This is a genomic window from Corynebacterium sp. ACRPF (assembly GCF_022347395.1).
GTDB lineage: Bacteria > Actinomycetota > Actinomycetes > Mycobacteriales > Mycobacteriaceae > Corynebacterium > Corynebacterium tuberculostearicum_D.
Window position 1 is genome coordinate 1 of record NZ_JAKRNB010000030.1, and the last position, 13,154, is coordinate 13,154.

Annotated in this window: 11 protein-coding genes; 6 read left to right on the forward strand and 5 right to left on the reverse strand. The window is 58.8% G+C overall.

Annotation, left to right across the window (positions count from 1 at the left end):
• Window positions 1-217 precede the first annotated feature (217 nt).
• The gene (locus MHX61_RS11025) at window positions 218-724 is read right to left on the reverse strand and encodes a DUF2631 domain-containing protein (protein ID WP_239194850.1); all 507 of its coding nucleotides are present in this window, start codon (window positions 722-724) and stop codon (window positions 218-220) included.
• A gap of 132 nt (window positions 725-856) precedes the next feature.
• Here MHX61_RS11025 and dxr point away from each other — a divergent pair, with 132 nt between their 5' ends.
• From dxr to map, 5 genes are all read left to right on the forward strand, one after another.
• Complete coding sequence (gene dxr / locus MHX61_RS11030) at window positions 857-2,017, forward strand: 1-deoxy-D-xylulose-5-phosphate reductoisomerase (protein WP_239194853.1); 1,161 nt, start codon at window positions 857-859, stop codon at window positions 2,015-2,017.
• 14 nt (window positions 2,018-2,031) lie between these two features.
• Window positions 2,032-3,240 carry an RIP metalloprotease gene (locus MHX61_RS11035; protein WP_239194899.1) on the forward strand — a complete coding sequence of 403 codons (1,209 nt, stop codon included), beginning with the start codon at window positions 2,032-2,034 and terminating at the stop codon, window positions 3,238-3,240.
• A gap of 108 nt (window positions 3,241-3,348) precedes the next feature.
• Window positions 3,349-4,512, forward strand: coding sequence for a flavodoxin-dependent (E)-4-hydroxy-3-methylbut-2-enyl-diphosphate synthase (ispG, locus tag MHX61_RS11040; RefSeq protein WP_179386645.1), 1,164 nt, complete (start codon window positions 3,349-3,351; stop codon window positions 4,510-4,512).
• Window positions 4,513-4,593: 81 nt separating this feature from the next.
• Entirely contained in the window at window positions 4,594-6,447 is a 1,854-nt protein-coding gene (locus MHX61_RS11045) for a penicillin-binding transpeptidase domain-containing protein (RefSeq protein ID WP_239194901.1), read from the forward strand.
• A gap of 66 nt (window positions 6,448-6,513) precedes the next feature.
• Window positions 6,514-7,383, forward strand: coding sequence for a type I methionyl aminopeptidase (map, locus tag MHX61_RS11050; RefSeq protein WP_239194903.1), 870 nt, complete (start codon window positions 6,514-6,516; stop codon window positions 7,381-7,383).
• Between the two features lie 194 nt (window positions 7,384-7,577).
• Here the strand turns inward: map and MHX61_RS11055 are convergent, their stop codons facing one another.
• From MHX61_RS11055 to MHX61_RS11070, 4 genes are all read right to left on the reverse strand, one after another.
• Window positions 7,578-7,979 carry a hypothetical protein gene (locus MHX61_RS11055; RefSeq protein ID WP_239194905.1) on the reverse strand — a complete coding sequence of 134 codons (402 nt, stop codon included), beginning with the start codon at window positions 7,977-7,979 and terminating at the stop codon, window positions 7,578-7,580.
• A gap of 48 nt (window positions 7,980-8,027) precedes the next feature.
• Window positions 8,028-8,420: a hypothetical protein gene (locus MHX61_RS11060; RefSeq protein WP_239194907.1), complete on the reverse strand. Its 393-nt coding sequence runs from the start codon at window positions 8,418-8,420 to the stop codon at window positions 8,028-8,030.
• 316 nt (window positions 8,421-8,736) lie between these two features.
• Window positions 8,737-10,140: a mycothione reductase gene (gene mtr / locus MHX61_RS11065; protein WP_239194909.1), complete on the reverse strand. Its 1,404-nt coding sequence runs from the start codon at window positions 10,138-10,140 to the stop codon at window positions 8,737-8,739.
• Between the two features lie 27 nt (window positions 10,141-10,167).
• Window positions 10,168-11,196 (reverse strand): alpha/beta hydrolase, encoded by a 1,029-nt coding sequence (locus MHX61_RS11070; RefSeq protein ID WP_239194912.1) that lies wholly within the window; start codon window positions 11,194-11,196, stop codon window positions 10,168-10,170.
• 264 nt (window positions 11,197-11,460) lie between these two features.
• Here MHX61_RS11070 and mqo point away from each other — a divergent pair, with 264 nt between their 5' ends.
• Window positions 11,461-12,957, forward strand: a complete 1,497-nt coding sequence (gene mqo, locus MHX61_RS11075; RefSeq protein WP_005325195.1) for a malate dehydrogenase (quinone) — start codon at window positions 11,461-11,463, stop codon at window positions 12,955-12,957.
• Window positions 12,958-13,154: the final 197 nt, after the last annotated feature.

Sequence of the window (13,154 nt, forward strand, 5' to 3'; positions counted from 1 at the left end):
GACAACGCTATCCCAACCGAGTACGAACACTCGATAGGAATCAGAAAAGGCCCCATGAAGTAACTAACCGTGTACCCGCCCGCGACACGCCGAGCGGACACACATTCTGCTACTTAACCCGGATGTGTTGGTGAGTAGGGGGCGTCGCCAAGCGGAGGCATAAAGAAACCGCCGGCCTTCGCGCGGAAGGGCGGCGGTAGCTAAAGCGTACTAAAGCTTAGAGCGTGTGCTTGCCGGAGGTAACCGGGGTGGCGTTGTTGGTGCCTGGCTCAACGCGCAGGTGAGAAACGCGGGAAGGCTCAATGTTGAGCGCGCGCAGCTGGGAATCGGTCAGCTCAGCGTATGCGCCGGTGTTGGTCTTCTGGTCGTAGACCCAGTCCGGCTCCTGGTGGCCCACCGGCTGGTTGCGGGCGGTCACGGTGCGCACCTGGTGCAACTTAGGCTGGAAAGCGTGGATGAGCAGGCCAACAGCGAGCAAGATAGCCAAGGCAATGAGCCAGATGGTCTCAACGTGGCCCTTGTGGTTACCAAAGTTGTAGGCAAGCAGGAACAGGACAGAGATCCAACCGGCGATCTGTACGCCAGAGCGGCTGATGCGGGACCAACCGAATCCTGCGGATGGAACGTCCTCAGTAGATACACCGTCAAATACCTGCGGTACCGGCTTGTGGGAAGACACTTGCTCTCCTTCGCTTCTGCGTGTGTCCGTCTGTGCGATGGGCATGCGGGCACACCAATGCCATTTGTCTGCTACACATTCTAAAACATCGCACCTGAGATGGCGATTAAACACCCCCGTCGCAGTGCGGCGTACCTGCCGCGCCCGCGCAATGGTGGTGGGCGCTAGGGTGGAGGCGTGACTACTCAGCGAATACTCATTCTTGGTTCCACCGGTTCAATCGGCACGCAGGCTCTGGAAGTCATTGCGGATAATCCCGATAAATTCGACGTCGTGGGAATCGCTGCGGGTGGCTCCAACCCGCAGCTCATCATCGAACAAGCCCGTAGCCTCAACCTTTCGTTTGACCACGTTGCCGTGGCCAACGAGGAGGCCGCGGCCGAGGTGTCGGCCGCTCTAGGCGGTTCGGTTTTGAGTGGCGCCGACGCTGCAGAGCACCTAGTGCGCTCGGCCCCGGCCGATACGGTACTCAATGCCTTGGTGGGTTCTTTGGGGCTCAAGGCCACCGTGGCCACCCTGGAGATGGGCGAGTATTTAGCCTTAGCCAATAAGGAATCCCTCGTCGCGGGCGGCACGCTGGTTACGCAAAAGGCGCGCCCTGGCCAGATTATCCCTGTGGACTCGGAACATTCCGCCATGGCGCAGTGCCTGCGTGCCGGCGAGGAAGGGGAGCTGGATAAGCTCGTCCTTACCGCCTCAGGCGGCCCCTTCCGCGGTTGGTCGCGCGAAGAAATGTGGGACGTGACCCCTGAGCAGGCAGCGCAGCACCCTACGTGGTCGATGGGGCAGATGAATACCCTCAACTCCGCCACCCTCATTAACAAGGGCCTAGAGCTGATTGAAGCCACCCTGCTCTTTGACATCGCACCTGAGCGCATCGACGTCACCGTGCACCCGCAGTCCATCATTCACTCCATGGCCACCTTCAAGGATGGCTGCACCATCGCCCAGGTCTCACCGCCATCAATGAAGCTGCCTATTTCGTTGGCGTTGAATTGGCCGCACCGCGTCCCAGGAGCCCAGCCGTCCTTGGATTTTGCGCAGGCACACGATTGGCGTTTTGAGCCGCTTGACGATGCCGCCTTTCCCGCCGTCAACCTCGCCCGCCGGGCCGCGGCCGAGGGAACAGGGGTCATCTACAACGCCGCCAATGAGGAAGCAGCGGCCGCGTTCTTGTCCGGGCGCATCCATTTCCCGGAGATCGTGGACGTCGTGGGCACGATCCTTGATTCCGCATCCGAGTTTACTGGTGTAGTCTCTAGCCTCGATGAAATCCTCGCGGTAGAAGGCGAGGCGCGCAGGCGCGCGAATGCGCTGATTGATTCGCTGGCTGACTAGAAAGCTTTCACACCATGGCAAACTTGCTGGGCATTGTGTTTTTCGCCCTTGGCATCGGGCTCACCGTAGCGTTGCACGAAGCAGGCCATATGCTCACCGCGCGTGCCTTTGGCATGCGCGTGCGCCGTTATTTTATTGGCTTTGGGCCGCGCTTATTTTCCTTCCGGAAGGGCCACACGGAATATGGGCTTGCGGCCTTCCCGGTAGGCGGGTTTTGCGATATCGCTGGCATGACGGCCCAGGACGAATTCCTCACCGAGGAAGAAGAGCCCCATGCGATGTATAAAAAGCCGTGGTGGCAGCGCATAATCGTGATGGCCGGCGGCATCGGTGTCAACCTGATTTTGGGCTTTGTCATCCTTTACTTTGTGGCGATGACGGCCGGTCTACCCAACCCGGATGCTGACGTGCGCCCGCGCGTGGGGGAGGTGACCTGCTCGGCCAACCAGAAGCCGAACCAAGAATTGGAAAAGTGTACGGGTGAAGGCCCCGCTGGAAAGGCCGGCGTGCAGGAGGGCGATATCGTCGTGGCCCTCGATGGCCAGAAGCTGGATTCTTTTACCCAGCTGCGCGATGAGGTAATGCAGCGCCCCGGTGAGACCATTACGCTGACGGTGGAGCGCGGTGGGGAAGAAAAGGACTTCCCGGTTCACCTCGATACGGTCAAGCGGTTGAACCAAGACGGCGAGCTAGTGGATGCTGGCTCGATCGGGCTGAGCAATCAGCTAATTGATGTCGTCGAAAAGCACGGCGCCGTCGACGCCCTGCCGGCAACCTGGCGCTTTAGCACCTACTCGCTGAGCGCAACGATCGACGGGCTGAAGCAATTCCCGGGCAAAATTCCGGGTGTGGTGGCCTCCATCTTCGGCCACGAACGCGAGGCCGATGGCCCGATGTCCGTCGTCGGCGCTTCCCGCGTGGGCGGCGAATTGGCGGAGCGCTCCCTGTGGTCGATGTTCTTTATGATGCTGGCCACGCTGAACTTCTTCCTCGCGCTCTTTAACCTGATTCCGTTGCCACCTTTTGACGGCGGACATATCGCCGTCATCATCTATGAAATGCTGCGCGATGGCATCCGCAAAATGGCGGGCAAGCCAGCTCTGGGCCCGGCCGATTACACCAAGTTGATGCCGGTGACCTATGTGATGGCCGCGCTGCTAATGGGCGTTGGGGCTATCGTTATTGTCGCCGATGTGGTTAACCCCATTCGGCTATTTGGCTAGCCGCCGCAGCCCCCGCTGCGTGCACTTCAGGCATAAAGCAAGCAGTGCTAGAGTGGGGGCGTTAATCACCCACCGTATGTATTTACTGTGCTTCAGCAAGGAGAATTCATGTCGACCCCCATCGGTCTAGGAATCCCAGACGGCCCACCACCAGTCCTGCACCCGCGCCGCAAGACTCGTCAGCTGCAGGTGGGCCCGGTCGGCGTCGGCTCTGACTCGCCCATCTCGGTGCAGTCAATGACCAATACCAAGACGCACGACATTAACGGCACACTGCAGCAGATCGCGCAGCTGACCGCTTCCGGCTGCGATATCGTGCGCGTGGCTTGCCCTAAGCCCATCGACGCGGAGGCACTTCCGGCCATTGCCAAGAAGTCTCCGATCCCGGTGATTGCGGATATCCACTTCCAGCCTAAGTACATCTTCCAGGCCATCGACGCTGGTTGCGCCGCCATCCGCGTGAACCCAGGCAATATCCGCGAGTTTGACGGCCGCGTGAAGGAAGTTGCTAAGGCAGCAGGCGATGCCGGCATTCCCATCCGCATCGGCGTGAATGGTGGCTCCTTGGATAAGCGCCTGCTGGAAAAGTACGGCAAGGCCACCCCGGAGGCACTCGTCGAGTCCGCTATTTGGGAGGCTGGCCTCTTTGAGGAGCACGGTTATGGCGATATCGCTATTTCCGTTAAGCACTCCGATCCGGTTTTGATGGTGGAGGCATACCGCCAGCTGGCGGAAAAGACTGATTACCCGCTGCACCTTGGCGTGACCGAGGCTGGTCCGAAGTTCATGGGCACCATCAAGTCTTCGGTTGCCTTCGGCGCACTGCTGGCAGAGGGCATTGGCGATACCATTCGCGTGTCCCTGTCCGCTCCGCCGGTAGAGGAAATCAAGGTGGGCGACCAGATTCTGCAGTCGCTCAACCTGCGCCCGCGCAAGCTGGAGATCGTCTCCTGCCCGTCCTGCGGCCGCGCCCAGGTGGACGTCTACAAGCTGGCGGAGGAAGTTACCGCCGGCTTGGACGGCATGGAGTTCCCGCTGCGCGTTGCCGTGATGGGTTGTGTTGTCAACGGCCCAGGCGAGGCCCGCGATGCTGATCTCGGCGTTGCTTCCGGCAATGGCAAGGGGCAGATCTTTGTTAAGGGCGAGGTCGTTCGCACCGTGCCGGAAGACAAGATCGTGGAAACCCTCATTGAAGAGGCCATGCGCATTGCCGATGAGCAGGGTATGGAAGCCGTGGAAGGCGCCAAGGCTGAGGTTCGCGTAACCCAGTAATTTACCCACTTTGAGCAGACTGCCCCGCACTTCGGTGTGGGGCAGTCTTTTTTGGCGCTTGCGCTGCTAGAGTGCCAAGACATGAAGAAGTTGGTCGCGCTGGTTGCAACTATCACGCTCGCCTCCACCAGCGTGGTTTCCTGTACTCCGAAGCCGGTTTCAGCCGAGCCGGTCGCGGAAGAATTCCTCCAGGGGATGGAGTCCCGGAATAATGACGGTTTAGCCGCGCTTACCGACGCCCCCTCGGACGCCACCTCCGCTCTCGATGCCACCTACTCCGGCCTGCAGGCCGAGGGGCTCGACATGGAGCTTGAAGGCGTGGACCAGGATGAGAACCTCGCCACGGCGAACTACAAGGTCACCTGGGATCTGCCCAAGGATCGTACCTTGAGCTATGACACGCAGATGACGTTGACCAAGACTGAGGATGAGTGGACGGTGCGGTGGAAGCCGAGCCTTATCCACCCCGACCTGGGAGCAAATCAGCACCTGGAATTGCGCGCGCTGGAGGCAGAGCGCGCCAGCGTGGTTTCTTCCAACGGGGTGGAATTGATGAGCCCGGGGCTGAATTACCGGCTGGTGGTAGATACCAGCTCGCTGGATGATGTGCGGCCCACCGCTGCCAAGATCAGCGGCGCACTTGCTGCCGCCCATCGCCAGGATGACTCTATTGCGGAGATGGATGCCAAGGACCTGGCCAAAAAATTGGAGGATGCAGACGGCTCCTTTTCCGTCACCATGTTTACGGAGGACCAAGCCAAGGCCGTGCGCCCCAAGGTCGAAGGCATAGACGGCGTGCGACTCAATGAAGAACCGGCTCTGGTCACCCGCGACCGTGGCCTGGCACCCGATCTGATGTCGCGCGTGCGTTCCGCGGTCCAAGATGAAGTCGATGGCCAAACCGGCTGGTCCATTTCCGTGGTCAATGAAAATGGTGCGGCGCTCTCTGATGTGGAAAAGCACGACCCTGATGCGGCGCCATCGATCAAGGTAGGTCTGGACTACGATGTGCAGCGTGCCGCGCAGGAGGCGGTCAATGAGCGTGCCGATTCCCAGGCCATGCTCGTAGCCATCCGCCCCTCCAACGGCGATATCTTGGCCGTGGCCCAAACCGAGAAGGCCGATGAAGATGGCGACGTAGCCCTCCAAGGCCAGTACCCGCCGGGCTCGGTGTTCAAGATTCTCACCGCCGCGGCTGGCGTAGAAAAGCAGGGGCTTAATACCGATACCATCGTTCCGTGCCCGGGCACCATGGATATCTTTGGCCGCGTGGTGACCAACTATAATGCCTTCGCCCTAGGCAGCGTTCCGCTCAGCCAAGCCTTTGCACAATCGTGCAACACTACTTTCGCGGATATCTCCACCAAGCTTAAGCCTGGTGAGTTGAAAGACATGGGAAAGAAGTTTGGCTTCGGCGTGGAATACGATATCCCAGGTCTTACTACCATTACCGGTTCCATTCCGGAGGGCAAAGAACCACTCGAGCGCACTGAAGCTGGCTATGGACAGGGGTACGACTTGGCTAGCCCTTTCGGCATGGCTCTTGTCTCCGCAACGGTTGCTAATGGCAAGACGCCTACGCCCACGCTTATCGAAGGCCACGAAACCAAAGCCTCCGATAAGCCGCAGCAGATTTCGAAGCCTGTGCTAGATAACGTCCGCGGCATGATGCGCCAAGTAGTCACCAACGGTACTGCCCGCAGCATGGCAGCGGGTGGCACGATTTACGGCAAGACCGGTGAGGCCGAGATTAATGAAGGTTCGCACGCCTGGTTTACCGGCTACCGCGAAGAAGACGATATTGCCTTTGCCACCCTCGTGGTCTTGGGCGGCGGCTCCGATGTCTCGGTCAATATCACTAGCAATTTCTTGCAGAAGGTCGATGACTACCGGTCCGGACCGCACGAGGGTGCGGCTCCGCCGGCCGAAGGGTAGAAACCCCGCCTGCCCTCGTGACCCCGGCTGCTGCATTACGGGCGTGGAGGACTACCATGGAAAACCATGAGTAATCGAGGAAAGCTAAAGCCAGGCAAGCCCACTCCGATCCTCACCGTCCCGGAGAGCATTGAGCGCCCGGAGTACGTATGGAAGGACGAAGTACAGGAGGCCGTAGGCGAGCCCTATGTGCAGTCCCCAGAGATCATCGAGAAGATGCGTGAGGCCTGCAAGATTGCAGCCAACGCCCTCAAGGAGGCCGGCAAGGCCGTGCAGCCGGGCGTAACCACTGATTATGTAGACCGCGTGGCGCACGAGTACATGTGCGACCACGGCGCTTACCCGTCCACGCTGGGCTACCGCGGCTTCCCTAAGTCCAGCTGTGTTTCCCTTAACGAGATTGTCTGCCACGGCATCCCGGATACCACCGTGATTGAGGATGGCGACATCGTCAATATCGATATCACCGCTTATAAGAACGGTGTGCACGGCGATAATAACGCCACCTTCCTCGCCGGTAATGTCTCCGAGGAGCACCGCCTGCTGGTAGAGCGCACCAAGGAGGCCACCATGCGCGGTATCAAGGCTGCAAAGCCCGGTCGCGAGATCAACGTCATTGGCCGCGTGATTGAGTCTTATGCCAAGCGCTTCGGCTACAACGTCGTGCGCGATTTCACCGGCCACGGCGTCGGCCCAACCTTCCACAACGGTCTTGTGGTCCTACACCATGACTCGACCGTGTACCGTGACATCCTTGAGCCCGGTATGACGCTCACTGTTGAGCCGATGATTAACCTTGGCTCCTTGGATTACGAGATCTGGGATGACGACTGGACCGTCCAAAACACCGACGGCAAGTTCACTGCCCAGTTTGAGCACACCCTCGTCATCACCGAAGACGGCAATGAAATCCTTACCATTCCAGATGAGGACTAGTACTTAGTCTCAGAACAAACTGAAGGCCGCCTCCATTTCCAGAGAAGGGGAGTGGAGGCGGCTTTTGCTTACTTGCCTATGCCTCGCGGAGCAGTCGGCAGTATTGGAGCGACTATACATAGCAAAAAGGGCCTCGTTACAAGAACGAGGCCCGTGCAAGCCCTAGCTATCTAGAGCCAATCTGCTGCTGCTAATTAGCGGCGGAAGATTGGGTCCAGGATGTGCTGCGGGATGATGCCGTTGTAAACAGCGTAGTTGTAAGCGCCGATGATTGCGCCGATAACGGAGGTGATGCCCAGTGCGGTAGCACCCTTCTTCCAATCGGAAGCCCACTCCGGGATGGTCTCGGAGGTTTCCTTGCCGAACATGTCCTCGCCGGTGACCTGGTTTTCAGGCTTAACTACAGGCTTACCGTCCTCGCCTTCGGACCATGCTCCCTTCTTCTTGCCCATCTGGGTGAAGGAGCTGGAGGAGGAAGAGGAGGTGGTGTTCTCGTTGGTGGAGGAAGAATCTGCAGCAGAAGCAACGGCGGTGCCGCCGAAGGCTACGGTGACAGCGGTAGCAGCAGCAACGGCTGCGGTGCGGAAGTTACGCATTGTGAAAATTACCTTTCGGAAGTTTTGATTGAGCCGTGTGGCTGTTGCTTAGAAGGAAGGGCCGTGTACGAAGAAGTTGTATACAGGGCCGATGATGCCGCCGAGCAGGGCGCCGAGGCCTGCTACAACGGTTGCACCGTAGAAGACCTTTGCCCATGCTGGCTGGCCGGAGAAGTCCTTGGAAGAACCGAAGATGCCAACGCCGTTAGCTGCCTTGTCGCCCTCGAGCTTGTGGCCAAGCTTGGAGGACAGGGAAGGGGTGTAGTCCTCTGGAGTCTGGTCCTCGGCCTGGCCTTTACCAGTCTTGGAAGGGTTAGCCTGCTCTACGGTGACGTTGTTGCCGTTCTGGTTGACGGTCTCGTCAGCGGAGGCAACGGTGGTGCCGCCGAAAGCAACGGCGAGAGCGGTTGCGCCAGCGATTGCTGCATTGCGGATACGCATATCAAAATTCCTTAAAAGTCGTACTTGCAAGGCTTCCGCACTGGGAAACCAAAGTGTTATTGAATACACAGACGGTATTCATAAACACGCGGTAGCCGTGTTCGTATCGGCTCGAGCCGGTGTCCCAAGTGAATTTAGTAAAACTCCCGTCCTTTTGCACGTCAAAGACTGGAATTTCAGCGATTTAATTAATTTGGGCCCCTTTATGGTGGTGATTTGCCTGAAGTTGTGAATGGGGCTTCCTTGGCGTGAGGTGGGAAAACGCACTAAAACCTGGGAAGAAACTGGAAGAATGTGAGAAGGATCACGTAACAGTTCACTTATTCCACTCCAGTCCCAAAAGGGCATTTTCCACTACTTCTGGCAGCGCAGGGTGAACCCAATATTGGTTGCGGGTGAACTCCCGCATGTCCAACTTGTAGGCCATCGCGGTAATCAATTGCTGGATCAAGGTAGATGCCTGTGGGCCCATCAGGTGCGCGCCGAGAAGCTGCCCAGTGGCGCGGTCTGCTACCAGCTTGCAGATGCCGGTGTGATCTTCCATAGCCCAGCCGTAGGCAACGTCGCCAAAGTTCTGTACCTTGACGGTGACGTCGAAGCCTTGCTGGCGTGCCTGCTTCTCAGTTAGGCCTACAGTGGCGATCTGTGGGTGGGTAAAGATGGCGGCGGGGACATTGTCGTGGGGCAGTGGGCGGAGATCTTCTGGGTGGAGCAGGTTGTGCTGCACGGCGCGGGTCTCCGCATTGGCTACGTGCTTGAGCATGTACGGCGAGGAGACATCGCCAAGTGCCCAAACACCCTCGGCGGCGGTGCGGCCGAACTCGTCGGTGCTCACGCGGGCGTCGGCAAGCAGCTCAATGCCCGCCTTGTCCAGATCCATTTGGTCGCCGTTCGGGGTGCGCCCGGTAGCAACGAGAATCGCTTCTGCTTCCACGGACTCACCATTGTCGAGCTCCAACCGCACGCCCGTGTCAGTTTCCTCGAGCTTGGTGCCATTGGCTATGTGGACGTCGAAGCGATCGCGAGCAATCTGGTTGAAGCGGCTGGACAGGTCATCATCCAAGTGGCGCAGCAAGGTCTCGGAGCGATTGACAACGGTCACCTTGGTGCCGAGGCCGTCAAAGACATGAGCAAACTCCATGGCGATATAGCCACCGCCTACCACGATGAGGCTTTCTGGCTGGTGGTCCATGCGCATGATGTCTTCATTGGTGTAGTACTTCACGCCCGAGTTGGCATAGACCTCCGGAATGACCGGACGGGAGCCGGCGGCAATGACGATCTGGTCGCCGCTGATGACATGCTCGCCGGTCTGAATGGTCTTCGGGCCGACGAAACGGGCGTGCTCATCAAACACGGTAATGTTCGGGGTTTCTTCGCCGCGACGGTACTGTTCGCCGCCCTGGGCAATCTGGTCGATGCGGTTGGTAAAGACTCGGTCCACGATGGAATCCCAATCCACGCTATTGACCTGAGCATCAAGGCCCAGCCGGCCGGCTTCGCGCGCCGCTAGGGCAATATCGGCGGCGTAGACATACATCTTGGTGGGAATGCAGCCTACGTTGAGGCAGGTCCCGCCGAAGGTGCCCTTTTCAATGATGGCGATTTTCTGGTCATCAAAATCTGGGCTTGGGATGGAGTTTCCGGAGCCAGTGCCGATGATGATGAGGTCGAAATGTTCCTCGGCAGCGGGCGTGTGGGACTGGTGTGAAGTAGTCACGTTTATTCCTTATATAAAGGGGCTAAATTACTGAGTGGATTGTGGGGTATCGAGGACGGTGGGCAGCCACTTGTCACAGGCGTCAAAAGCTTCTTGGAGCGGGTCCGGAAGCGATAGGAACACATCGTGCCTAGCGCCCTTGATGGGATGCAAGGTGTAGTGGGCACTAAGTTCCTTTGCCCAGCGCCGCGTTTGCGCAACGTCGATGATGACATCTGCGTGGTTCACGCTGTCGGAGTAGGGCTGGCCCAATTGAGCGCGAGTGGACTGCAAGGTCAAGATCGGCACGCCGGCATCAACGCGGCCGCTGTGAATAGCATCAAAGCCGTGGAATACCGCGGCTATCCAACCGACATATTTCTTATGGCCGGCCAGCGGCTTAAAGCGAAGGTCAAAATCCCAGTCGCCGTAGAAATCCTTGTGCACGGACTCGCCGTAAGCAGTGAGATTACCGCCGGGTAGCGGAGTCATTGGGGCTATACGGCCCAATGTGTAGAGCAGCGGCTTGAGTGGTGTGAGGACCTGGCCGGGCACGCCCATCATGTCGAGCCACGGACTGTTCAGGATGAGGCCCGCCAGGCGCTGGTGGCGCTCTCGGTCAGTTCGGCGTAGATGATCCATCCACAGCGGGGCGATCAAGCCACCGGTGGAGTGGGCGATGAAGATGACCTCATCATTGGGGATCGCATCAAGAGCGGCGGTGAGGTCTGTAAAGTACAGCGCCAGGTCCGAAGCATAGTGCCACGACTGGCCCGAGCGGCGCGAGCGGCCGCACTTGCGCAGATCGATGGCATAAAAGTCATAACCCTCGGCGGCAAAGTGCTCGGCTACGTGGGTGTGGAAGAAATAATCGGTCATGCCGTGTAGCCACACCAGCGCTGGGCGTGACGGGGCCGCTGACTCACGTGCAGTACCACCCGCGTGCTCCGGCGCGTAGTGCACCAGCGTGGTGACCACGTCGCCTTCGCCATCGGGGTCTGTACCCAAGTCAATGGTGGCAGCTTCATAGTCGGGGCCAAGTTTGTCTGGGCCCCATACCGGGGAGTGTGTAACCATGCCTCGATTCTAGGTGCAATGAGGAATTTATGGCGTTGCCGGTGGGGTGTAAATAGTGGGGGCGGAAATTCCCACATTTTCGCCACTGGTCTGGGGGAGAAATCCCAAATTGGATGAGAAAAGCGTAGAGTAAGGCCTTAATGCGTGACGCACTGCCAGGTTGTCATAGTGCAGCGATGGTGGCGCGGGGCGCTAAGCGCTAAAAATCAAGGCGTAGACCGCGCCGATGGATATCTATTTTCAATTCGAAGAGGTAATAACACAGTGTCCTCCGCTAAGAAGACAGCACAGGTTGTAGACGAGGTCGATGTAGCACTTATCGGTGCTGGCATCATGAGCGCCACCCTGGGTGCTATGCTCCGCGAGTTGGAGCCCAGCTGGACCCAAATGGTCTTTGAGCGCCTTGATGGCCCCGCATTGGAGTCCTCCTCCCCGTGGAATAACGCCGGTACCGGCCACTCCGCACTGTGCGAGCTGAACTACACCCCGGAGAAGAACGGCCGCATTGATATCTCCAAGGCTCTGGGCATCAACGAGAAGTTCCAAAAGTCTCGCCAGTTCTGGTCCCACCAGCTCAACAACGGTATTCTCACCGACCCGAGCGAATTCATTAATCCGGTTCCGCACGTGTCCTTCGCACAGGGCGAAATCCAGGTGGATTACCTCAAGCGCCGCTATGATGTGCTGAGCGAGAAGCACATGTTCCCGGGCATGCAGTTCTCCGCAGACGATTCCGACTTTGCTGAGAAGCTGCCGCTGATGGCGAAGGGCCGTGACTTCTCCAATAAGGTGGCCATTTCTTGGACCGACGCTGGTACCGACGTCAACTTTGGCGCGCTGACCAAGCAGTTCCTGACCGCAGCCAAGGCATCCGGCACCGAGATCCGCTATGGCCATGAGGTCATCGACATCAAGCGCGATGGCTCCGCGTGGAAGGTGTACTCCAAGAACAAGCACACTGGCGACATCACCGTAGTTAAGGCCAAGTTCGTCTTCGTAGGTGCCGGCGGTTACGCCCTGGACCTGCTGCGTAAGGCAAAGGTGAAGGAAGTTGCCGGTTACGCAGGCTTCCCAGTATCCGGTCTGTGGCTGCGCTCCAAGAACCCAGAGCTTATCGAGCAGCACCAGGCAAAGGTCTACGGCAAGGCTGCTGTGGGCGCCCCGCCAATGTCGGTGCCGCACCTGGATACCCGCGTGATCGACGGCGAGAAGGGTCTGCTCTTCGGACCTTACGGTGGCTGGAGCCCGAAGTTCCTGAAGAAGGGCACCTACCTGGACCTGTTCAAGTCCATCCGCCCAGACAACATTACCTCTTACCTCGGCGTTGCCGTGCAGGAGTTCGGCCTGACCAAGTACCTGGTCGATGAGGTGCGCAAGAGCTTCTCGGACCGCGTGGAAGCCCTGCGCGAGTACGTACCGGAAGCAAAGGAAAGCGACTGGGAGACCGTTATCGCTGGCCAGCGCGTCCAGGTGATTAAGCCTGCTGGCGCCCCGCAGTTCGGTTCCCTCGAGTTCGGCACCACCTTGGTGAATAACCAGGAGGGCAATATCGCCGGCCTGCTCGGAGCTTCCCCGGGTGCATCCATTGCCCCAGCCGTCATGCTGGAGCTGCTGGAGCGTTGCTTCGGCGAGCACATGATTGATTGGGCAGACAAGATTCGCGAGATGGTTCCGTCTTATGGCATCAAGCTGCGCAACGATGAGAAGCTGTACGACGAGATGTGGGAGTACACCCAGAAGACCCTGAAGCTGGACCGCTAAGAGCTAGCTTTCGGCCTCACAAACCCTCGCACCCCCTTCGTGCCGGTGCGAGGGTTTCGTGCGTCCTAGGCAGGTCCTTGATTTCTAGCGGTCGTGGAAACACCTGACATGGGTTAGGTGATTGTGTGGAGTCGAAATGGGTTCCGGATTCTGCTGTTGTGGCGCGGTTTGCGTCGTTGGTTCGGGCTGGTAGTTCA

Excerpts from the sequence above, each read along its gene's own strand:
- MHX61_RS11025 (WP_239194850.1), bottom strand. The coding sequence starts at position 724 with ATGCCCATCGCACAGACGGACACACGCAGAAGCGAAGGAGAGCAAGTG.
- MHX61_RS11035 (WP_239194899.1), top strand. The coding sequence starts at position 2,032 with ATGGCAAACTTGCTGGGCATTGTGTTTTTCGCCCTTGGCATCGGGCTC.
- ispG (WP_179386645.1), top strand. The coding sequence starts at position 3,349 with ATGTCGACCCCCATCGGTCTAGGAATCCCAGACGGCCCACCACCAGTC.
- MHX61_RS11045 (WP_239194901.1), top strand. The coding sequence starts at position 4,594 with ATGAAGAAGTTGGTCGCGCTGGTTGCAACTATCACGCTCGCCTCCACC.
- map (WP_239194903.1), top strand. The coding sequence starts at position 6,514 with ATGAGTAATCGAGGAAAGCTAAAGCCAGGCAAGCCCACTCCGATCCTC.
- MHX61_RS11055 (WP_239194905.1), bottom strand. The coding sequence starts at position 7,979 with ATGCGTAACTTCCGCACCGCAGCCGTTGCTGCTGCTACCGCTGTCACC.
- MHX61_RS11060 (WP_239194907.1), bottom strand. The coding sequence starts at position 8,420 with ATGCGTATCCGCAATGCAGCAATCGCTGGCGCAACCGCTCTCGCCGTT.
- MHX61_RS11070 (WP_239194912.1), bottom strand. The coding sequence starts at position 11,196 with ATGGTTACACACTCCCCGGTATGGGGCCCAGACAAACTTGGCCCCGAC.